We start from the raw sequence: 21,600 nt of genomic DNA, 5'->3' as shown, positions 1-21,600 counted from the left end.
GTGAATTGATGGCAGCTGAGACATCACGCAAAAACAACCTCCGCAACGTAGCGATCGTGGCGCACGTCGACCACGGAAAGACCACGCTGGTCAACGCGATGCTCAAACAGGGCGGCGCGTTCGGGGACCACGGCGAGGTCCAGGACCGCGTGATGGACTCCGGCGACCTGGAACGTGAAAAGGGCATCACGATCCTGGCGAAGAACACCTCGATCATCTACAACGGCCCGTCAGCACCCGGTGAGCCCGTCACCATCAACGTGATCGACACCCCCGGCCACGCCGACTTCGGAGGTGAAGTCGAACGCGGCCTGTCAATGGTCGACGGGGTTGTGCTCCTGGTCGATGCTTCGGAAGGTCCGCTGCCGCAGACCCGCTTTGTGCTGCGCAAGGCCCTTGCGGCCAAACTCCCGGTGATCCTGCTGATCAACAAGACCGACCGCGGGGATGCCCGCATTGACGGTGTTGTTGAAGAAGCCCAGGACCTCCTGCTGGGACTGGCCAGCGACCTTTCCGAAGAAGACCCCGACATCGATGTCGACGCCGTTCTCGACGTGCCCACCATCTTCGCCTCAGCCCGCGCTGGAATCGCCTCGGCCGAACAGCCCGCAGACGGCGAAGTGCCAGCAGGCACCGACCTCGAACCGCTCTTTGCGGCCATCATGGAGAACATTCCAGCCCCGACCGTCACCGACGACGGCGTGCTGCAGGCCCACGTGACGAACCTCGACGCATCGCCGTTCCTGGGTCGTCTGGCACTCGTGAAGATCTACGGCGGCGTGCTGCGCAAGGGCGCCCAGGTCGGCTGGATCAACAAGGAAGGCGACCTCAAACAGGTCAAAATCACCGAACTGCTGGAAACCCGCGGTCTGGAGCGCGTGCCAGTCGAAGAAGGCGGAGCCGGTGACATCTTCGCAATCGCGGGCATCCCAGACGTCATGATCGGCGACACCATCACCGACCTTGACGATCCGCGCCCGCTGCCGCCCATCCACATCGACGATCCGGCGATCTCCATGACAGTCGGCACCAACACCTCGCCCATGGCCGGCCGCGAAAAGAACACCAAGGTCACCGCCCGCATGGTCAAGGACCGCCTCGACCAGGAACTGGTCGGCAACGTCAGCCTCAAGGTGCTGCCCACCGAGCGCCCCGACGCTTGGGAAGTCCAGGGCCGAGGCGAACTCGCCCTGGCCGTGCTGGTCGAGCAGATGCGCCGCGAAGGCTTCGAACTGACCGTCGGCAAACCGCAGGTCGTCACCAAGACGATCGACGGCACCCTGCACGAACCCGTCGAGCTGCTCACGGTCGATGTGCCCGAAGAGAACCTCGGGGCGGTCACCCAGCTGCTGGCCAGCCGCAAGGGCCAGATGGAGTCGATGACAAACCACGGCACCGGCTGGGTCCGCATCGAGTTCCGGGTCCCGGCACGCGGTCTCATCGGCTTCCGCACGCGGTTCCTCACCGAAACCCACGGTGCGGGCATTGCCAACTCCATCAGCGCCGGCTACATGCCGTGGGCCGGTGAAATCGAGTTCCGCAACACCGGTTCGCTCGTCGCCGACCGCGCGGGTGCGGCAACCCCGTACGCCATGATCGCCCTGCAGGAGCGCGGTTCGTTCATTGTCGAACCCACCTCGGAGGTCTACGAGGGCCAGATCGTCGGCGAGAACAGCCGCAACGAAGACATGGACGTCAACATCACCAAGGAAAAGAAGCTCACGAATATGCGCGCAGCCAGCGCCGACAGCTTCGAACACCTGGCCCCCTCGCGCAGACTCACGCTCGAAGAGTCCCTTGAATTCGCCGCGGAAGACGAATGCGTCGAAGTGACTCCCGGCGCCATTCGCCTGCGGAAGGTCATCCTCGACCAGGCTGAGCGGCGCAAGGCGGCCAACGCCCGCCGTCGCCGGGATTCCTGATGGACGGAGTCCTCTTCGTCCACGCCCATCCGGACGACGAATCTATCCTCACCGGCGGCACCATTGCCAGACTGCGCGAAGCTCAGGTGCCCCTCACGGTCCTCACCGCCACCCGCGGGGAGGGCGGTGAGGTCATCGGTCCGCTGTCAAGCACCCTGGAAGGCCGCCGCGAAGCGCTGGCCGCCCACAGGGAGGGCGAGCTTGCCGATGCGATGAGAGTCCTCGGCGTGGACGACTGGGCGTTTCTCGGCACTCCCACCGGCGGGGCCGGTCAGCTGCCAGAACGCCGCTTTGAGGACTCGGGAATGGAATGGGGTCCTGACGGCCATGCGCAGGTGCCAGCGGACACCCCGCCCGAATCGCTGTGCGCAGCGAAAGTCGATGACGTCGCCGCATATATTGCAGCAGTCATCGAAGACCGTCGGCCGCGCCTCGTCGTGACCTACCCGGCAGGCGGGGGATACGGCCATCCGGACCACGTGCGCGTGCACGAAGCAACACTGCGCGCGATGTCGAAGCTCAAACGCAAACATCGGGCGCGGATCATCTACGTCGACACACCCCAGGATGCCGTCGACCAGATGTTCAACGTGGACCGTCCCGGCTTCGACCTCACCGGCTTCGAAGCCGCCCAAAAAGTCCCCACGATCCCGGCCGAAGACCCTGTTGTTCTCAGCCAGGACATCAGCGCTCAGCGCGCCCGCAAAGCCCGCGCGATGGCAGCCCACGCCACTCAGCTGCAGGTTGCCGGGGATTTCTACGCCCTGTCGAACAACATCGGCACCGTGCTGCTGGACACCGAATACTTCACAGCCCCCCGCGGTGCATCCGGTGCCGACATCCTCGAGTTCCTGGTTGAGGATGACCACCCAGAGCCGCCCACTCCTGCAGCGATGGTGTTCTCAAGTGTCTTCCTCGGGTTCATCGCCGGTGCTCTCGGCACATTTCAGCATCTGGGAGCGTCCCTGTTCGATCTTGCCGGACAGGCGGTCATTGTGCCGTGGGGACTGCTTTTGGCACTGGCTCTGGCCGGCTGCGTGCTGTGGTACGTCGCCGAAGCCAACCGCTCAACTGCGGCACTCGTGCTCAGCGCGGTGACCATGAGCCTGACGGCGTTCATCGGCTCACAGCCGGCCCTGCTTCCCGGCGGCAGTGTCCTGGTCACTGGGACTCTGCGATCCGTGGCCTGGCTTTTCGGACCCATGATCATCGCCGCCGTCTTGTCATTCACCCTGCCGAGTCTGCGCACAAACCGAAAGCTCTGATATGTCAAAAGCTCTGCGGGCCACCCTGACGGCTGCCGCGGTTGTTGTCATCGGCTATGTGGCTTTGGCTTTTTGGACGGGCCGGGCTGTTCCCGCCGGAACTCACGTGGCTGGAATCGATATCGGCTCGATGAGCCGCGAGGAAGCCGTGAAGGCTCTCGACGAAGGGCTTGCGGAGCGTTCTGAAGCACCCGTCCTGCTCAGTGCGGGGGAGGGCACGGAGGCCGAGTTCTCACCGGCTGATGTTTCGCTGGACTATTCGGCCGAAAACACGGTCGATGCGCTCACCGGCGCCCGGTTCAACCCAGTTGACATCTTTCGCGGCCTGACCGGAAGGCCAAACCACAAATCACTGGCCATTGAGGTCGACAGCCAGGCGCTCGACACGACGGCGGAATCTTTGGCTGAAGACCTCAGCGTGACTCCGAAGAACGCCGAGCTGGCCTTCTCCGGGGACAAGCCGGAAATCACCGAGGGCAAAAACGGGCGCGAGGTCACAGCAGCGGACATTGTCGATGCCGTTGAGACCCAGTGGCCCGCACAGGACGGTAAACCCCTGAGCGCGGAGGCGGAGGCCGTTGAGCCCGACATCACCGATGCTGAAGCACAGCGGGCAAAAACGGATATTGCCGAACCGGCCGTCGCATCCCCGGTGATCTTGGAGGCAGCCGGCGAAAAGTCCGGTGAAGAACTCAAGCTCTCACCCAAGGCAATTGCCCAGGCGGCTTCCTTTGTTCCCAGAGACTCCGAACTCGCTCTGGAACTCGACGGCAAGGCGCTGAAGACAGCGCTGTTTGAGGAAAACGACGGTGTGGGCGAAGAAGCCCAGAACGCCAGCTTTGAGTTCTCCGACGGCAAGATGTCGGTGGTGCCTTCGAAGGACGGGATTTCGGCAAAGGACGCTGATGTGCAGAAAGCCGTCGACGCCGCCCTGTCAGCTGACGACCGCAGGGCCGAGGTTCCCCTGACTGCGAAGAAGGCGTCATTTACGACAGACGATGCCAAGAACATGAAGATGGAGACGATCGGCAAGTTCTCCACCCCGTACTCGTCACAGGCGGGTCGAGACACGAACCTCAAAGTCGCGTCCGGAAAGGTCGACGGCACCGTTGTTCAGCCGGGTGAGCAGTTCAGCCTCAACAAAGCACTCGGGAAGCGCACCGCCGCCAACGGCTATCGCAAAGCCGGTGTGATCTCGGGTGGAGAGATGAAAGACGACTACGGCGGCGGCGTTTCGCAGGTGTCGACGACGCTGTTCAACGCCGCGTTCTTCTCCGGTATGCAGCTGGACGAGCACAAAGCCCACTCGCGCTATATTTCGCGCTACCCGGAGGGTCGCGAAGCCACGCTCGACTGGCATTCGATCGACATGGCCTTCACCAACACCTCGGACAAACCAGTCGTGCTTCACATGTCGGTGTCCGACGGCAAGGTCAATGCTGAAATCAAGGGTGAGAAGACTCTCGAAGTCGAAGCCGGAAAATCGGGCCGCTTTGCCCACACGAGTCCGTCCACCGTGAAGAAGTCCGGGCCGAGCTGCAAACCGCAATCGCCCAGGGGCGGCTGGTCGATCACGATCTATCGCACGATGAAGAACATTGAGACCGGCAAAGTGAGCAAGGATCAGTTCACGACCGTGTACTCGCCGGTCAATCGGATTGAGTGCGACTAGGCTCCCTGGTTCTGCGCCGCGTCGTTCTGCACTGCGAACCAGAAGCGGTGGTGCTCCGCAAAGCCCAAACTGGACAGCAGCGCCGTCGCATCTTCGTTTGCCGCGGGAACATCGCAGCCGAGAGACCGAATGCCCTGAACCGCAGCCAAGCGGGCGGCAGCCTGCACGAGGGCCCTCCCGGCACCGCGGCGGCGAAGCTGCGGATTGACAACCAGATTGTCCAACCAGCCCCACTTGCTGGCAACAGCCAGCCGCACAGCACCCACAAGCGACTTCGACCCATCAGGGTGCACTGCGACGGCTGAGAGAATAATCACCTGCGGTGCACTGTGGACAAGCGCGCGCATGTCCTCGGTGTCGTCATGACCCCACGCTGACAAGTGCACCGCGTGGGCCCTGTCGGACTGCACGATCTCGAGCCCCTGCGGCGGCTGGGCGGCACCAGCGGCTTCGCGGGCCGGAGCTGTCATCGTGATCCAGGTGTCGCTGGGGGTGAAACCTGCCGGTCGCAGCAGCTGGGACACCTGGGCCGAGGCGGAGTCGAGTTCGCCTTGTGCTCCAGCTGAGAAGATCTGCAGGGCAGGGTGAAGGTCTCGGTCGGCGTACCACTTCTGAACGGCCCCCAGGGCCTCTTCCGCGGGGAACTGAGGGTCGGTGAGCACGAGGGCGGAGTTCGCCCGCGCATCGGCCCCGGGAGCGGCGCGCAGAAGCCACCCGGACTCCACTGCCGACTGCGCACCCTCATCAGAGCTGAGCTCTTCGGCAACCGCGTCCCGGTTGAGCCACACGGTTTCACCCGGCAGCCACACCTGCGCTGAAATGCGGCGCAGATCCGCTGTCGACACCGTGGAGTGGACAGGGCCGGGGCGCTGAGGCGCCGGTGGGATTTCGTGGGCGAGCTCAATTGAGGACCGATCAATCCGCACGGGGCCGCGCTTGGAGTCGACCGTCACGGAGTCAGCATCTGCGGCGAGAACACTCCCGAGAGCGTCTGTCAGCTGTCCGCCGTCGCTGTAGCGGATGACCACGCGCATGCCCGGCTGCGGTTCGAACACTCTTCTGACCTCCGATGGCGACCGAGACTGGAAACGTCACCACCTTAGCGGGGGAGTAGTCTTGGACCAGACGAATTCAGCCGGGAGCGTGTCACCGCACGCTCAGCAGAAGGAGCCCCAGTGACCTACATCATTGCCCAGCCCTGTGTTGACCTCAAGGACCTCGCCTGCGTCGACGAATGTCCCGTTGACTGCATCTACGAAGGCGAGCGGATGCTCTACATCCACCCCGACGAATGTGTGGACTGCGGCGCCTGCGAACCGGTCTGCCCCGTTGAGGCCATCTACTACGAAGACGATGTTCCAGAAGAGTGGGCGGAGTACTACACGGCCAATGTCGACTTCTTCAACGACCTCGGCTCTCCCGGCGGTGCCGCCGGAGTCGGCAATGTCGGCTACGACCACCCGATCGTCGCAGCACTTCCCAAACAGGAACACGACGAGTGACCTACGAACGCTACGGCCTTCACCTGGAGGCCTACCCGTGGGACCGCCTGGCCGCCGTACGGCAGACAGCCGAAGCACACCCCGGTGGCATCGTCGACATTTCGATCGGCACGCCCATCGATCCCACACCGGAACTCGTGCAGGAGGCCCTGCGGGCCGCGGCAGACGCTCCGGGCTACCCCACAGTCGACGGCACGGCACAGCTGCGCGAAGCGATTGCCAGCTGGTCCAAGCGCGTGCGGGGAATCGAACTTGACCCGGACAGTGAAATCCTGCCGACCGTCGGGTCGAAAGAGTTCGTTGCCGCCCTGCCGAGCCTGCTGGGGCTCGCTCGACTGGGACTGCGTGTGGCCTGCCCGTCCCAGGCGTACCCCACGTACGAAATCGGTGCGCGCCTGGCCGGTGTCGAATGCGTGCGCATCAATGCTGCCGACATTGCCGCGGGAGCATCGCTGGAAGGCGTGGGACTGCTGTGGCTCAATTCGCCGAGCAATCCCACCGGTCGCATTGATTCGCTGGAAGAGCTGCGGGCGGTCGTTGCAGAAGCGCGTCGCCACGGCACTGTGGTGGCCGGGGATGAATGCTACGCAGCTCTCAACTGGAGGGGCGAAAGGCCGACCCCGTCAGTGCTGGACCCGGACGTCATCGGGGATGACCGCAGCGGTGTGCTGAGTGTTTACTCGCTGTCGAAGCAGTCAAACCTCGCCGGATACCGAGCGTCATTCGTCACGGGCGACCGGGTGCTCATCCGCGAGCTGACCACCACGCGCAAGCATCAGGGCATGATTGTTCCCGCGCCCGTTCAGGCCGCGATGGTTGCCGCACTGAACGACGATGCGCACTGGAAACAGCAGCGTGAAGCCTACCGGCGCCGCCGTGAGATTCTGCGCCCTGCCGTCGAACAGGCTGGGCTGCGCATCGACCATTCGGAAGCGGGCCTGTACCTGTGGGCAACCCGCGGCGAAGACTGCATGGCAACGCTGGAGTGGCTGGCTGGACTGGGCATTATGGCCGGCCCCGGCTTCATCTACGGACCAGAGGGCGGGCAGCACGTCCGGCTTGCCCTGACAGCACCGGACGACAGGATCTGCGCGGCAGCGCAACGACTGCGCGGAAGCTCAAATATCACACGTTGAGTGAACTCTCAGCGATTTACTGTTTTTCCCACAATTGGGTAATCTTCTTCATGTCTCTCAACCACAGCGGAACAGAGAGTGCGAAGTTCGAACAGAGGAGAATCAATGGCGGCGGACGGCTTCCTTCGGGTAGATGACCATGAGCTCGAACTCGAAGGCATCGGGTCAACAGCCGGTACTGAGGGGCTGAACATCAGCAAGCTCCTGACCGAAAGCGACCGTGTGACGTTTGACCCCGGCTTCGGCAACACCGCCCCGTCAACTTCCGCCATCACCTTCATCGACGGGGCTGAAGGCATCCTGCGCTACCGCGGCTATGCCATCGAAGACCTCGCCGAGAACGCATCATTCGTCGAAGTCGCCTACCTCCTCATCAAGGGCGAACTGCCCACTGCTGAACAGCTGAAAGCCTTCGAAGACCGCATCGCCCAGCACGTGGAAGTTCCCCAGGGCGTCTACGACATCGTCGCGGCCATGCCAGAAGACGCCCACCCCATGTCGATCCTCTCAACCGCCGTTTCGGCTCTGGGCACCTTCAACCAGGACACCATCGACGTCTACGACGACGCACAGATGGAAGAAGCTGCCGTTCGCCTGCTCGGAGCCATGCCGGTTCTGACCGCTCTTGCCCACCGTCGCCGCTTCGGCGTTGACTCAGTCGTCCGCCCCGAACCGCAGTACGGCCTCGTCGGCAACTTCTTCCGCAGCAACTTCGGCGTCACCGGCGAAGAATTCGCCGACAGTGAGAATGTCCGCAAGGCACTTGACCTGCTGTTCATCCTGCACGCAGACCACGAACAGAACTGCTCGACATCTTCGGTGCGCCTGGTCGGTTCGTCGGAGGCCAACCTCTACCAGTCGATTGTCGCCGGCATCAACGCACTTGCCGGTCCGCTGCACGGCGGCGCGAACTCCGCAGTGCTGGAAATGCTCGAAGAGATTTCGCAGTCCGACGACGGCGCTGAAAGCTACATGGAGCGGGTCAAGAACAAAGAGCGCGGCGTGCGGCTGATGGGCTTTGGCCACCGGGTCTACAAGAACTACGACCCGCGCGCTGCCATCATCAAGCACACCGCACACGACATCATCGAAGAACAGGGCGGCAACGACGACCTGCTTGATCTGGCAACTGCGCTGGAGAAGGTTGCCCTTGACGACGACTACTTCGTCAGCCGCAAACTGTACCCGAACGTCGACTTCTACACCGGCCTGATCTACAAGGCCCTTGGATTCCCCACGGACATGTTCACGGTGATCTTCGCCATGGGCCGTCTGCCCGGCTGGATTGCCCAGTGGATTGAAATGCGCGGTGACGACACCACCCGCATCGGCCGTCCGCGCCAGATCTACACCGGCGAAAAGCATCGGACCTACCCGTCGCACTGACGGCTGGGCGAAGGCGGGGTGGGGCACTGTGCCCGCCCCGCCTTTTTCGTGAAAGGACACTATGACCAGCTCTGATATTTCGAACGACGAACTCTTCTACACGAAGGGGTCACTGCACCTGCGCAGCCAGCACGTACCGGAGACAACCGCTGACCAGAGGCTGCTGGACAACCGCCCGGATTCGGAGTGGGTACACGAAGACCCGTGGCGGACCATGCGGATCCACGCGGAGTTCATCGAGGGGTTCAGTTCGCTGGCAGGACTGCCGACGGCGGTGTCGATCTTCGGCTCTGCGCGCCTGAACGAAGGAACAGAGGAGTACGCCCTGGCCGAAGAGCTCGGCCGCAGACTCGTGGCCGAGGGCTATGCTGTTGTCACCGGAGGCGGGCCCGGAATCATGGAGGGCGGCAACAAGGGCGCGGCCGAAGCCGGCGGGACATCGGTGGGGCTGGGCATCGAGCTGCCGTTCGAATCGGGGCTCAACCCCTACGTGGGCATCGGCATCAACTTCCGCTACTTCTTCGTGCGCAAGACGATGTTCATGAAGTACTCCTCGGCAGCAATTGTGCTGGCCGGCGGCTTTGGAACCCTCGATGAGCTGTTTGAGGCCCTCACACTTGTCCAGACCCGCAAGAAGAACCGCTACCCGGTGGTGCTCATGGGCACGGATTTCTGGTCGGGTCTCGTCGATTGGATTCGCACCGCGCTCGTTGAACGCGGCACGATTTCGCCAGGTGATGCTGAACTGTTCCACCTGACCGATTCGGTCGATGAAGCCATAGCCTTTATTCACGAATCCGCTGACAAGCCGATTCCCACCGGTCGTTTTCGTCCGTGACGTTCCGAGTTCGCGGGGTTGAGGCAGGGCCGCTGCAGCCGGTCATCATGGCCGTCATCAACCGGTCGACGGATTCTTTCTACACGTCTGCCGCAACCGTCGATGATGCTCTGCGCAGCGCCGAGCCAGCCGTCGGCGAAGGCGCCCGGATCCTCGACATCGGGGGAGTGCGTGCCGGTCGCGGGCCGGCCGTGTCTGAAGCCGAGGAGATTGCTCTGGTCACACCGGTGATCTCTGCTTTGGCCGAGGAGCACCCGGATGTGCTCATCTCGTGTGATACCTACCGGGCGCCGGTAGCCCGCGCTGCCGTTCAGGCCGGTGCTGGCCTGATCAACGACACGTGGGCGGGTGCTGATCCGGACGTCGCATACGCCGCCGCCGAGGCGAAGGCCGGCTTGGTCTGCTCCCACACCGGCGGCCTGACGCCGCGGACGGACGCGCATCGCAATCAGTTGGGACTGTCTTCGGCTGAGGTCATGCCCACGGTCATGGCGGGGCTTGCGCAGCTGCGCACAAAGGCGCTGGCGGCAGGCGTACCCGAGCGGGCCATCATTCTTGACCCGACACCAGACTTCGGAAAGAACACCTATCAGTCGGCTGCTGTTATGCGGGACCTCGGCATGCTCACGGCCGGGGAGAGCGCTGTGATGCTCGCGATCTCGCGCAAAGACTTCGTGGGCGAGCTCGTGGGCTCGCAGGGGCCGAACGATCGCCTGGCTGCCACGATTGCCGCCACCGCGCTGGCGGTTGATGCAGGCGCCGCCGTCATCCGCACGCACGACCCGGCAGAAACCCGTCAGGCGGTTGATGTGGTTGTGGGCATACGCGGTCTGCGGCCGCCGGTGCGCGCACAGCGGGGCCTGCGCTGAGCACCTGTGAGAGGATAGGCCCATGGCCTGGATGATCATTGGAGTGTGCGCTGCTCTCATCATGTTCGCAGCGGCTGCCGCCGGCGCCTTCGGCATTTTCGACTCCGGTATGAGTCAACCCGAAGCAGCTCTGCCCTCGCAGGATGCATCCGCGGCTGATATCGCCCAGATGCGGTTCTCACCGGCCGTCGGCGGCTACCGCCGGGATCAGGTCGATCGGGCCATCGAGATCCTTGTTGCACGCATAGAAGAACTCGAAGAAGCAGACGGTGTCTCAAGCGAACAGTGAAGCAGCGCGGGAACGCACGTCGTGGTTTTCCGCCGAGCAGCTGACTTCGTCGCTGCTGCGGCTGCCGGTGTGGGCGCAGGCCGCGCTTGTGTATGCCGTCAGCCGTGCGGTGTCACTGCTGCTGTTCAGCATTGTCATGCGCTTCCAGGCGCCCACGTTCTGGTCGGAGAACAAACCGCCGACTCTCTATGAGTTTCTGGGGTTTTGGGATGCTGACTGGTACCGCCGAATTGCCGATGAAGGCTATCCGCGAGTCCTTCCGCTCAATGACAGCGGCGAAGTCAAGCAGAACCAGTGGGCCTTCTATCCGCTGCACCCCACGATCGTCGGCTGGCTGCGCGACCTTACGGGCATTGACTACAAGATCCTCTCGCCGATCGTGTCGCACATCTTCGGGCTTGCCGCAGCGATCGCCATTCTGTATCTGTTCCGTCGGCACGCAGATGGTGTCCGCGCTCTCGCCGGGACGGCGCTCGTCTTCTTCTTTCCCGCGGCGGCCGTGTTCTCGACGGGCTATTCGGAAGCCGCCGGCATCTTCTTCTTGGCCCTGGCCCTGCTGTGCGTTGACGCTCGTCGCTATGTGCTGGCCATTCCGGCCGTTCTGCTCATGGACCTCGCCAGGCCCATAGGGGTGGCGTTTTCGTTCTTCATGCTCATCCACCTGCTGGACCGGATTCGTCGACGAAGAACAGAGCCGTATCCGGTGCGCGAAGCCGTCACGTCGTGGACGCTGGGTGTGCTGTCGTGCTTCTTTGCAGTGCTGCAGCCGCTGGGCGCCTGGATGCTCACAGGAGAGTTCGACGCGTACAGGAAGACCGAGGCCGCGTGGACGGGACACACGGAGGTCTTCACGCAGTGGCTGACCGCATCGACCCGCTACCTGGGCTGGTGGGGGCCGATTGCGCTGGCACTGCTGATCGTGCTGTTCGTGTGGGGAACACTCGGACCGAGCGGTGAGCTGATCGGCCGGACGCAGAAGCAGTTCCTGTTCGGCTACGCCGTGTATCTGCTGATGTTCTTCACTCCGCAGACTTCAACCCTGCGCCTGATCCTGCCGATGTTCGGACTGGCGATGGTGCAGGCGCGCAGTCGATCCCGCACCGCTTTGGCCACTGCGCTCATCGGCTTCACGATTCTGCAGCTGCTGTGGATATCGCTTCTATGGCGTCTTGTCCCGCCAACGGGCTTCCCGCCGTGATCGGTGCGCGTATGACGAAGATGGTCTCGTTATGTGCGAAACCCTACAAAGTGTTGGATAATGGCTGATAACTGTGTTCGGCGAAAGGATTTGGAATGGCAGCTCAGAAGCCTCGCACTGGTGACGGCCCTCTTGAAGTGACGAAAGAGGGACGCGGCTATGTCCTTCGCCTGCCCGTCGAAGGCGGCGGTCGTCTGGTAATTGAAATCAGCCAGGACGAAGCTCAGGATCTCAAGGGTGTCCTTGCCGGAGCTCTTGACGGCTGATCATCGCTTCGCAAATCCCGTTCTCCCGGTGGGGAGGGCGGGATTTTTCGTTCTGGGATCAGTGCCGCACCGCAAGCAGTCCCGCATCAACGGGCAGGAGTACGCGGTTGGGGGAATCTTGAAGATCGGCCAGAACACGGCGCAGAGCAGTCGAGGTGGCGTCGCGGGTCGCAGGGTCAGCGACGGTTCCCGACCCCAGAGCGTCATTGACTACCAGCAGCCCACCGCTGCGCACTTTCGTCAATGCCTGCGGCACGATCTCCGGAAAGCCCGCGGGGTCGGTGTCAACGAAGACGAAGTCGTAGCCACCCGGTGAGAGTCGGCTGAGAACAGATTCTGCGAAGCCCTGAATGAACCGGATCCGGTGGGCTTTGAAACCGGCGACCTCGGCCAGTTCAGCGGCGACCGACTGCCGCTCACGGTCGATGTCGACGCTGGTGAGCATTCCGCCGGGCCCGAGTCCGGCGAGTATCGCCAAGGTTGAAGCTCCGGTGCCCGTGCCGAGCTCGACGACGTTCTTGGCACCCGTCAGCTTGACGAGCATCGTCACCAGTCTGGCCGATGTGGCGCCAAGCGGTGCACTCTGGTAGTCGGCCGCGATTGTGCGCGCAGCTTCTTCCGCAGCTGTCGCGGTGTTGAACCGAGAAGCGTAGTGGCTGTCAGCCGCCCAGTTCCTGGACAATCGCTCCTCCTGTTCAGCATTCGCTCGCTTCGGGCTTGCAAAACCCCGTGAGATAAGCATAGTCACAGGCCCAAGCGCGTGCTTGACCTCGGCGGAAGGCGGTGGTTGCCACGGCTTAGAATGGTGTGCATGTTCGGGATCAACGGGACTGAGTTCATCATCATCGTGCTTGTTGTTCTCATTGTCGTAGGACCCCAGCGCATGCCGGAGTACGCCGCCCAGCTGCGTGATTTCGTGAAGACCCTGCGTCGGCAGATAGTCAGCCTGCGCGACAGCGTGCAGGACGAAATGGGCGATGACTTCAAAGACGTCGACTGGCAGAAGTTCGATCCTCGCCAGTACGACCCGCGCCGGATCGTGCGTGAAGCCCTCATGGAAGACGATGAGCCTGAACCTGCTGACGATCGCCCCCTTGAGCCCATGCGGCTCTCACCGCTGCAGAGGTACTCCGAACAGGCCAGCCAGCGCGACACATCGAAACCGGCGCCGTTCGATACGGAAGCCACCTGACAGCCGACCCACTGTTGTGAAACCAGAAGAGGGGCGTGCGAAGGTTCAACACCTCGCACGCCCCTCTTCTTCAGCTGTCTGCAGCGCTCAGGCCGGCGACAGTCCCAGCGAACGACCGGCGAGGCCTCGCGAACGGCGGCTGAGCTGCTGGGCAATTGCGCGCAGCGTGACCGAGGCGGGGGAGTCTGGGTGCGACAGAACCGCCGGTGCCCCGGCGTCTGCGCCGGAGCGAACCGGTTCGTCCAGGGGAATCTGGCCCAAGAGGGGAACTTTAGCCCCCGTGGTGCGGGTCAGCTGTTCGGCAACCTCGGTTCCGCCTCCGGAACCGAAGATCTCCATGCGCTCACCCGAGGGCAGTTCGAGCCAGGACATGTTCTCAACAACACCGGCAATGCGCTGGCGGGTCTGCGTGGCCACCGTGCCGGCGCGTGCGGCAACCTGAGCGGCCGCCTGCTGCGGAGTGGTGACCACCAGAAGTTCCGAAGTGGGCAGCAGCTGGCCCACCGAAATGGCAATGTCGCCCGTACCCGGCGGCAGGTCAAGCAGCAGAATGTCGAGGTCGCCCCAGAACACGTCGGTGAGGAACTGCTGCAGAGCGCGGTGCAGCATGGGGCCGCGCCACACGACAGGCTGTGACGGCGGGACGAACATACCGATCGACATGACCTTTACGTTGTGCGCCACCTGCGGGATGATCATGTCGTCCACGCGCGTGGGGTTGCCGGACAGTCCCAGCATGCCGGGGATGGAAAAGCCGTAGATGTCAGCGTCCACAACACCCACGGACAGGCCCTGCTGGGCCAGGGCGACAGCGAGGTTGGCGGTCACGGAGGACTTCCCCACGCCGCCCTTGCCGGAGGCCACCGCGTAGACGCGGGTGAGCGAGTTCGGTTCGTTGAAGGGGATGGGGCGCGAGGCGCCGGGGCCCTGGAGCTTTTCGCGCATCTCCTGGCGCTGCTCGGGTGTCATGGTGCCCAGCTCCACGTTGACCGCAGTGACACCGTCAACGGCCTGCACGGCCTTCGTGGTGTCGCTGATGATGGTGTCCTTGAGCGGACAGCCGGCTACTGTCAGCAGAACCCGGACGTCGACGGTGCCGTCTTGCGCGATGGTGAACTCGTCGAGCATACCCAGTTCGACGATGCTGCGGCGGATTTCAGGGTCTATGACGCCTTTGAGGGCTTCATAGACCGCGTCCCTGTTGGGAGATGTCACTGACCGGCCTTCCTCTGACGACGATATTCGACTGGCTATTCTACTTCGCCGCCATTCAGCGCGGCTTCGCGGTGTCCGCCACCGCCAGCACCGTGTCCAGGCGCTGTCGCGCGTGTCGGCTCCATGAGCTGTACAGCTGCGGAAAGACATCGGCGAGCGCCGGTGGAAGATCAGCGCTGGCAGGTCGGCAGTGCTGACCGCCTGCGGTGAGCACCGCATCGACGATTGCAGCCGACAGAGCATCGGCTGCTGCGATATTGAGCCGCGTGAGCATTTCGACTGAAGCCGCGCAATCCCCGGCGGCGCCAGCCGCTGAGCTGCCCGGACGCTGGCCGGTGCTGAGAGCGAAGACGGTATCACCGTCGAACATGGTGTGTGAGGGCCACACGGCCCGGGCGATGCCGGCGTGGGCGGATGCCGCCAGCCGGGTTGTCTGTGAGTCTGTCAGAGAAGCATCAGTGCAGATGACGGCAATCGTCGTGTTCGTCGGCGCCTGTTCTTGACGCTGTCGAGCACGTTCGCTCATGCGGGAGGTCTCTTCCGGATCAGCCGACGGCAGCTGCAGTCCGTAGGCGCTGAGCACACCCGCGGCGGCCAGTCTGCCGCCAGGCTCAAACACGGTGCCCATCGGGTTTGCGATGACGACCGCACTTACCCACTGCCCGTCGGCGGTGAGAATGGACGCACAGCCCATTCCGCCTCGGCAGAAGCCCCGGCCTGTCCACGCGCCGATGCCGGCACCTGCGCTGCCGCGGAACTCACACAGGGCGGCAGCGGTGGCAGCCGGGCGATTCAGCGCATTGTCCGCCGCCCGATAGCCATCCGGAGCCGATGGGGGAGAAGGCGGACCGCCCCGGCCGATGTCGAAGATCGCGGCAGCGGGAACAATCGGCACCCGGGTGCCCGCAACCGGTGTGCCCACACCAGCCTCCACCAGGCGGTCCTGCACTCCTCGGGCGCAGGCCAGTCCCAGAGCACTGCCGCCGGTCAGCACAATCCCGTCAGCACCGAACGGCAGAGTTCCCGGCCGGGCGATGTCGGTTTCGTGCGTGGCCGGACCCCCACCTCGGGAATCAACCCCGACCGTGCTTCCCGCGGGCGGAATGAGAGCCGTGACACCGCTGAGAGATTCCACAGCGCACGTGCCGACCCGCACACCGATGTGCTCGGGACCGACCCCGGGAAGCAGACGGCCCGGTTCCACTCAGCTGCGCCCCTGCACCCAGGCTTCGATTTCTTCGCGGGTTCGCGGGAAGCCGACTGACAGGTTTTCCACGCCGTCGTCGGTGACGAGAATGTCGTCTTCGATCCGCACGCCGATGCCGCGGTACTCTTCGGGCAGCAGCAGATCCTCTTCCTTGAAGTACAGCCCCGGCTCAATCGTGAAGATCATGCCCGGCTTGAGATCAGCTCCCAGATACATGTCAGCACGCGCCTGAGCGCAGTCGTGAACGTCCAGACCCAGGTGGTGGCTGGTGCCGTGGACCATCCACCGGCGGTGCTGCTGCCCTTCCGGTTTGAGCGATTCCTCAGCCGAAACGGGCAGAAGCCCCCACTCTTCCAGCCGATGCGCGATGACGCGCATAGCGGCGTCGTGAATCTCCGCGAACTTCACGGGCCGGTTGACGTGCTCACCGGCGAGGGCAAAGGCGGCATCGGCAGCTTCAAGGACCGCGTCGTAGATGCGCGCCTGGACATCCGTGAAGCGACCGCCGATCGGGATGGTGCGGGTGATGTCGGCCGTGTACAGGCTGTCGGCTTCTGCCCCGGCGTCTACCAGCAGAAGATCACCGGGGTTGACCTTGCCGGTGTTCTTCGTCCAGTGGAGGGTGCAGGCGTTGTTGCCGGCAGCGGCGATCGTTTCGTAGCCGACGTTGTTGCCCTCGGTGCGGGCGGCCTTCCAGAATGCGGTTTCGATGACCCTCTCGCCGCGGTGGTGGCCTACGGCTTCGTCGAGGCTGTCGATGATGTGGTCGAACCCGTCGCGGGTGATGGCGATTGCCCGGCGGACTTCGCTGATCTCGTAGTCGTCCTTGATCAGGCGCAGCTCAGACAGGAACTGGGCGAGTTCGTCGTCACCGGCCTGGCTGGCCTCGAGGTCGGCCTGGACTGCCCGTCGAGCGGAATCAACCTGGGCTTCAAGGCTGGTGTCAGCACCGCGCAGCAGACGCACCGACGTGCTTCCGAGGTCTTTCGTGATCGAATCGGCGGCTTCGGAGACGGGCCGGCAGGACACGCCTGTCATGGTCTCCATGGTTTCCAGCTCCGGGCGCTTGCCGACCCAGTATTCGCCGTAGCGTGAGTCCGAAAAGAACTCTTCTGTGTCCGCTCCTGCACGCGGGCTGAAGTAGAACGTGACATCGTGGCCGTTTTCGGTCGGTTCGAACACCAGCACCGAGTCCGGTTCGAGATCAGCGTGCAGCCCGGTCAGATGAATGAACGCCGAGTGCGGGCGGAAAGGATAGTCGGTGTCATTGGACCGGACCTTGAGACTTCCGGCCGGCACGACAACCCTTTCGCCGGGAAACGCCTGGGAGACTGCTTCGCGGCGGGCGGGGGTGAAGCGGGACGCTTCGAGGGCTTCGGCGGGAACGGGAGTGCGCTCCCACCCCTGAGCTACAAAATCGCGGAATGCTTTTGAGTTCGGCCTGCGGGAACGGTTGTTGACACGGTCTTCAAGAGCCTGATCAGTAGTCATGCCACCAGCATAGTCGCCAGCCCTGTCGTGTCAGTCGCCTCAGTAGACTGTGTGGCATGTCGATCGATCTGCACACCCACTCGAGCTTCTCCGACGGCACACAGCCGCCTGGCGAACTGCTGAAAGAAGCCGCGCAGGCCGGTTTGACGACCGTGGGGCTCACAGATCACGACACGGTCCGCGGATGGGCCGAGGCGGCCACGGCTGCCAAGCGGGAGGGCATCAGCCTGGTGCGCGGTATGGAAGTCTCGTGCAAACACGACGGGGTGACAGTGCACCTGCTGAGCTATCTGCACAATCCCGAGGGCACAGAGCTTGCTGCCGCGATTGCCGATATGCGCAGAGCCCGCCTGGAAAGGGGCCGGCGCATGGTCGAACTGCTCAGCAGAGACTTCCCGCTGAACTGGGACGATCTTCTGGCAGTCGTAGGCCCCGAAACTACAATAGGGCGGCCGCACATTGCCGATGCACTCGTGGCAGGCGGATTCGCAGCCGACCGGACCGCGGCGTTCGCCCATCTGCTTTCGCCGCGCGGACCGTACTACGTTCCGATCCCAGCGATCTCCGCGATCGACGCGGTGCACATGGTTCACGACGCCGGGGGAGTCGCCGTGTTCGCTCATCCGCTGGCATCAGCTCGCGGCCGCGTACTCGGCGATGCGGCTATTCGCGAACTCATTGAGGCAGGGCTGGACGGCCTGGAAATCGAACACAGGGACAACCCACCCGAAGGCCGACGCCGACTGCGGCGCATGGCTGCGAAGCACGACCTCATCGTCACGGGATCATCCGACTACCACGGCGCGGGAAAGCCGAACCGGCTCGGGGAGAACACCACCGAACCGGAGCAGCTGGAAAGAATCGCCGAACGAGCTCGCGGAGTCGAGATCCTCGAAGCCTGAGCCGTTCGGCACTTTCTGAAGCTGGTCAGCCTTCGGAAGCTCCACCCCGGGTGCGACGGCGACGGCGACGAGGTTTCGGGGCATCTCCACCAGAGTTCTTCGGCTGCTGCGCTGAATCGGACTTCTGCGCGACTGAACCCTGCTCGACGCTCTTGCCCCCGCGGGTGCGGCGACGCGGGCGCCGAGGTCTGCTGTCATCGCGACGGCGCTCGCCGCGTGCTGGTCTTCTCTTGTCACCGCCGCGTCCAGAGCGTCCGCCCGAACCTTCAGACCGCGCAGCCTGAGCCCGCGGCAGGCGCCCCTTGGTGCCCTTGGGAATGTTCTGCTCTTCAAACAGGTGAGAGGACGTGGAGTAGGTTTCCTTGGCTTCGAGGTCCTGCTCCAGAGTGCGCGCGATCATGTTCCAGCGCGGAATGTCGTCCCAGTCGACGAGTGTGATCGCGATGCCGGTGCTGCCGGCACGACCAGTGCGGCCCACCCGGTGAATGTAGGTGCTTTCGTCATCCGGGCACTGGTAGTTGATGACGTGGGTGACATCCTCAACGTCGATGCCGCGGGCAGCGACATCGGTGGCGACCAGAATGTCGGTTTTGCCGGTGCGGAAGTTCTTCAGAGCGCGCTCTCGCGCCTGCTGGTTGAGATCTCCGTGCAGCGGACGGGCGTTGAAACCGCGATCCGTGAGCTCTTCGGCCAGACGGTCGGCGGTGCGCTTGGTTTTGGCGAAGATGATGGTTCGGCCGCGGCCCTCTGACTGCAGGACGCGGCCGACAAGCTCAGCCTTGTCCATGGCGTGTGCACGATAGGCGAACTGCTTGATGTTCGCAGTCTTTTCGTGAGCCGACTGCTCATTGACCGCGCGAATGTGAGTGGGCTGACTCATGTAGCGACGAGCCATGGTGACAACCGCACCCGGCATAGTCGCCGAGAACAGCATCGTCTGACGATTGTCCGGCAGGGCGGAGATGATCCGCTCGACATCCGGCAGGAAGCCCAGGTCGAGCATTTCGTCGGCCTCGTCGAGAACCACGGTCGTGATTTCGCTGAGCTTGAGAATCCGGCGGCCGTACAGGTCCAGCAGGCGGCCCGGAGTTCCGACGACGACATCGGCGCCGGCCTTGAGCGATTCAATCTGCGGTTCGTAGTCCCGACCGCCGTAGATGGTGACGACCTTGACCTGCAGCTTGGCCGCAGCGGTCGCAAGCTCACCGGCGACCTGCTGGGCGAGCTCACGCGTCGGCGCAACAACGAGACCGCGCGGGGCACGACCGGCTTCGGGAACCAGCGGGGCAGGGCTTTCCGCCGGAGCGAACTCCGGACGGACCGGGGCGTCGAGGCGCTGCAGCAGCGGCAGGCCGAAGCCGAGGGTCTTGCCGGTGCCCGTCTGCGCCTGGCCGATGATGTCTGCCCCGCCGAGCGCGATCGGCAGGGTCATCGATTGGATGGGGAAGGGCTCGGTGATGCCGTGATCGGCAAGAGCCGCGACAATGGGGCCGGAAACCCCGAAGTCAGCAAAAGTCTTCTGTTCAGTCACATTTTTCCTATTGTCTATCCGGTGCGGCGAACGCACTCGCGGCGGTTAGGCTAGGGCCATGCCCGACTCCAACACGCCTGAAGAAGTCCACGCGGCAACGCTGTCCGTTTTGGCCTTCCACGCACTTTCGACGTTTGAACTCACATCAACGGACTCACAGCACGCGCCAAGCATCCGCGAATCCATCGGCCTTGCGCGTCTTGCGGGGCATTCGCTCGAACACTTCGAGCGGCTGGCGTCGCGGGTGGCGGACTTGGGCGGGGATCTGACGAGCCTCATGGAAAGCCAGGCGGGTTCGTTCCGCGCTTTCCGGGAACGCACTCGACCCAAAGACTGGTACGAATCCGTCATGAAGGTCTACGTCTACGACGGGATCATGACCGAGTACTGCCGAAGCGCCCTCACAGCTCTTGACCCCAAGAGTCGAGAGGTCGTCGATTCCGTGTTCGATGATACACGCTCGGCCGACTATCTCCGGGAATGCCTGCACTCTGTTGTTGCAGGCGACGAGGTGATCGGCAGCCGCCTGGCACTGTGGGGACGCAAGCTCGTCGCCGAATCGCTCACCCGCATTCGCGAATTCGCAGCGATTCCGGACACGGTGTTCAAAAAGCCTGACGAACCTCTTCTGCAGCGGCTGCTCGCAGGACACTCCAAGCGCATGTCGGACCTCGGGCTCACCGCCTGAGCCCGCGTTCACCCCGGCGTGAACGCGGGAGGGGCCCGGCGCCTCGTGCGATGGACGCCGGTGCGAACTCAAAAAAGGGGGGGAGGCCCACAGCCTCCCCCTTTTTCTGTGCCGATCAGCTGATGCCGAAGCCGACCCTGCCCTGAGTGGACGGACCGGAATCAACATAGGCGATGGAATCGGCCGGCACGACAACGCGGCGCTGACCGTCCTCCAGTACGAGAGGGGTGCGGTTCGTCAGCGCGGAATCGACGAGCTCTTTGAGCTGTTGAGCGTCAAGATCGGATTCGACGGTGATCTCACGCGTGGACTGCGTGATGCCGATTTTGATTTCCATAGCGCCTCCTTGGCGGGTTCGCGGTTGGCAAGGGCAACCTCTCACGAGGCTGAGCTTATTCCCCCAGGCGCAGATCCACCTGGGGGTCCTCAATGGCCGACAGCCCGTCAAAGGCGAGGATGCCGACCAGACGAGCACTTTCATAAGGATCGTAGTCGCGGTTGCGCGACCATTCGAAAGCCGCCTGCTTCGCCATCCCGACAAGGGCGTGGCCGAGGATGTTCGCTTCGGCCTGCGTGACAGTCGTGTCGCGGCGGATAGACCGGCTGACGGTGTCGGCAAAGCTGTCCAGCGCGTCACGCCAATGCCTGCGGCTTTCGTCGTTTTCGTTGTCGGCGCGGATGAGCACATCAAAGGCCTCGCGGTCTTCAACCGCGAACATGAAGAAGCTCTTAATGGTCGAATGCACGCGCTCGCGTCGGTCGTGACCGCTTTCGAGCAAAGCGGCGAGCATCCGCTTGAGCTTCTCGATAGCCTCGTCGAGGACCGTAAGGAAAAGGTCGAGCTTAGATTCGAAGTGCTGGTACAGGACCGGTTTGGACACCCCTATGCTCGCGGCAATCGAGTCCATCGATGTTGCGTGGTAGCCCTCTTGCGCAAACTGGCAAGTGGCAACGCTGATGATCTGCGCGCGGCGCTGAGCGCGTCTCATACGAGGTGTCGGCGGCATGCTGTAGCTCTTATCTGGCGGCGG

General features: G+C 63.6%; 22 protein-coding genes. 14 read left to right on the top strand and 8 right to left on the bottom strand.

From position 1 onward, the window contains the following. Nucleotides 1-8 precede the first annotated feature (8 nt). Genes typA through HMPREF3162_RS09655 form a run of 3 tightly spaced genes read left to right on the top strand, consistent with a single transcriptional unit; the run spans nt 9 to nt 4,859 of the window. Nucleotides 9-1,922, top strand: a complete 1,914-nt coding sequence (gene typA / locus HMPREF3162_RS09665) for a translational GTPase TypA (protein ID WP_070573934.1) — start codon at nt 9-11, stop codon at nt 1,920-1,922. Further along, nucleotides 1,922-3,187, top strand: a complete 1,266-nt coding sequence (locus HMPREF3162_RS09660) for a PIG-L family deacetylase (RefSeq protein ID WP_070573932.1) — start codon at nt 1,922-1,924, stop codon at nt 3,185-3,187. Before typA ends, HMPREF3162_RS09660 begins: the two co-directional genes overlap by 1 nt. Before the next feature lies 1 nt (nt 3,188). Then, a complete protein-coding gene (locus HMPREF3162_RS09655; RefSeq protein WP_070573930.1) occupies nt 3,189-4,859 on the top strand; it encodes a VanW family protein in 1,671 nt (556 codons plus the stop codon). On the opposite strand, the gene HMPREF3162_RS09650 is transcribed toward HMPREF3162_RS09655, so the two are convergent. After that, nucleotides 4,856-5,914 carry a GNAT family N-acetyltransferase gene (locus tag HMPREF3162_RS09650; RefSeq protein ID WP_070777677.1) on the bottom strand — a complete coding sequence of 353 codons (1,059 nt, stop codon included), beginning with the start codon at nt 5,912-5,914 and terminating at the stop codon, nt 4,856-4,858. The genes HMPREF3162_RS09655 and HMPREF3162_RS09650 overlap by 4 nt on opposite strands. 120 nt (nt 5,915-6,034) lie before the next feature. On the opposite strand from HMPREF3162_RS09650, the gene fdxA reads away from it, so the two are divergent. From fdxA to HMPREF3162_RS09610, 8 genes are all read left to right on the top strand, one after another. Next, nucleotides 6,035-6,361, top strand: coding sequence for a ferredoxin (fdxA, locus tag HMPREF3162_RS09645; protein ID WP_061942434.1), 327 nt, complete (start codon nt 6,035-6,037; stop codon nt 6,359-6,361). After that, on the top strand, nt 6,358-7,497 hold the full coding sequence (gene dapC, locus HMPREF3162_RS09640) for a succinyldiaminopimelate transaminase (RefSeq protein WP_070573926.1): 1,140 nt from the start codon (nt 6,358-6,360) through the stop codon (nt 7,495-7,497). The genes fdxA and dapC overlap by 4 nt, the downstream gene beginning before the upstream one ends. Before the next feature lie 105 nt (nt 7,498-7,602). Further along, nucleotides 7,603-8,883, top strand: coding sequence for a citrate synthase (locus HMPREF3162_RS09635; RefSeq protein WP_070573924.1), 1,281 nt, complete (start codon nt 7,603-7,605; stop codon nt 8,881-8,883). A gap of 61 nt (nt 8,884-8,944) precedes the next feature. After that, complete coding sequence (locus HMPREF3162_RS09630) at nt 8,945-9,721, top strand: LOG family protein (protein WP_070573922.1); 777 nt, start codon at nt 8,945-8,947, stop codon at nt 9,719-9,721. Continuing rightward, nucleotides 9,718-10,590, top strand: coding sequence for a dihydropteroate synthase (gene folP / locus HMPREF3162_RS09625; protein ID WP_070573920.1), 873 nt, complete (start codon nt 9,718-9,720; stop codon nt 10,588-10,590). Before HMPREF3162_RS09630 ends, folP begins: the two co-directional genes overlap by 4 nt. Before the next feature lie 22 nt (nt 10,591-10,612). Then, nucleotides 10,613-10,879, top strand: coding sequence for a DivIVA domain-containing protein (locus tag HMPREF3162_RS09620; protein WP_070573918.1), 267 nt, complete (start codon nt 10,613-10,615; stop codon nt 10,877-10,879). Continuing rightward, a complete protein-coding gene (locus HMPREF3162_RS09615) occupies nt 10,860-12,077 on the top strand; it encodes a hypothetical protein (protein WP_070573917.1) in 1,218 nt (405 codons plus the stop codon). Before HMPREF3162_RS09620 ends, HMPREF3162_RS09615 begins: the two co-directional genes overlap by 20 nt. Nucleotides 12,078-12,172: 95 nt before the next feature. Beyond that, the gene (locus HMPREF3162_RS09610) at nt 12,173-12,343 is read left to right on the top strand and encodes a DUF3117 domain-containing protein (protein ID WP_070573915.1); all 171 of its coding nucleotides are present in this window, start codon (nt 12,173-12,175) and stop codon (nt 12,341-12,343) included. A gap of 58 nt (nt 12,344-12,401) precedes the next feature. Here HMPREF3162_RS09610 and HMPREF3162_RS09605 read toward each other — a convergent pair whose 3' ends face one another. After that, nucleotides 12,402-13,025, bottom strand: coding sequence for an O-methyltransferase (locus HMPREF3162_RS09605; protein ID WP_176745890.1), 624 nt, complete (start codon nt 13,023-13,025; stop codon nt 12,402-12,404). Between the two features lie 129 nt (nt 13,026-13,154). On the opposite strand from HMPREF3162_RS09605, the gene HMPREF3162_RS09600 reads away from it, so the two are divergent. Further along, nucleotides 13,155-13,535, top strand: a complete 381-nt coding sequence (locus HMPREF3162_RS09600; RefSeq protein WP_070573909.1) for a twin-arginine translocase TatA/TatE family subunit — start codon at nt 13,155-13,157, stop codon at nt 13,533-13,535. 87 nt (nt 13,536-13,622) lie between these two features. Here HMPREF3162_RS09600 and HMPREF3162_RS09595 read toward each other — a convergent pair whose 3' ends face one another. Genes HMPREF3162_RS09595 through HMPREF3162_RS09585 form a run of 3 tightly spaced genes read right to left on the bottom strand, consistent with a single transcriptional unit; the run spans nt 13,623 to nt 17,448 of the window. Further along, on the bottom strand, nt 13,623-14,750 hold the full coding sequence (locus HMPREF3162_RS09595; protein ID WP_070573907.1) for an Mrp/NBP35 family ATP-binding protein: 1,128 nt from the start codon (nt 14,748-14,750) through the stop codon (nt 13,623-13,625). 55 nt (nt 14,751-14,805) lie between these two features. Then, nucleotides 14,806-15,954, bottom strand: a complete 1,149-nt coding sequence (locus HMPREF3162_RS09590) for a P1 family peptidase (protein WP_070777676.1) — start codon at nt 15,952-15,954, stop codon at nt 14,806-14,808. Next, nucleotides 15,955-17,448, bottom strand: a complete 1,494-nt coding sequence (locus tag HMPREF3162_RS09585; RefSeq protein WP_070573903.1) for an aminopeptidase P family protein — start codon at nt 17,446-17,448, stop codon at nt 15,955-15,957. A 56-nt stretch (nt 17,449-17,504) separates the two neighbouring features. Here HMPREF3162_RS09585 and HMPREF3162_RS09580 point away from each other — a divergent pair, with 56 nt between their 5' ends. Then, nucleotides 17,505-18,350, top strand: a complete 846-nt coding sequence (locus HMPREF3162_RS09580; protein ID WP_070573901.1) for a PHP domain-containing protein — start codon at nt 17,505-17,507, stop codon at nt 18,348-18,350. A 25-nt stretch (nt 18,351-18,375) separates the two neighbouring features. Here HMPREF3162_RS09580 and HMPREF3162_RS09575 read toward each other — a convergent pair whose 3' ends face one another. Further along, nucleotides 18,376-19,881, bottom strand: coding sequence for a DEAD/DEAH box helicase (locus HMPREF3162_RS09575; protein ID WP_070573900.1), 1,506 nt, complete (start codon nt 19,879-19,881; stop codon nt 18,376-18,378). Between the two features lie 58 nt (nt 19,882-19,939). Between HMPREF3162_RS09575 and HMPREF3162_RS09570 the strand changes: the two genes are divergently transcribed. Then, nucleotides 19,940-20,569 (top strand): ferritin-like fold-containing protein, encoded by a 630-nt coding sequence (locus tag HMPREF3162_RS09570; RefSeq protein ID WP_070573898.1) that lies wholly within the window; start codon nt 19,940-19,942, stop codon nt 20,567-20,569. Between the two features lie 115 nt (nt 20,570-20,684). On the opposite strand, the gene HMPREF3162_RS11820 is transcribed toward HMPREF3162_RS09570, so the two are convergent. Then, a complete protein-coding gene (locus HMPREF3162_RS11820; protein WP_070573896.1) occupies nt 20,685-20,906 on the bottom strand; it encodes a DUF3107 domain-containing protein in 222 nt (73 codons plus the stop codon). 55 nt (nt 20,907-20,961) lie between these two features. Further along, a complete protein-coding gene (locus tag HMPREF3162_RS09560) occupies nt 20,962-21,558 on the bottom strand; it encodes a TetR/AcrR family transcriptional regulator (RefSeq protein WP_070573894.1) in 597 nt (198 codons plus the stop codon). Nucleotides 21,559-21,600: the final 42 nt, after the last annotated feature.

It is taken from the genome of Brevibacterium sp. HMSC07C04 (assembly GCF_001815905.1).
Classification (GTDB): Bacteria; Actinomycetota; Actinomycetes; order Actinomycetales; family Brevibacteriaceae; genus Brevibacterium.
The sequence above is the reverse complement of the archived record's forward strand: the minus strand, read 5'-3'. Positions and strand labels throughout refer to the sequence as shown.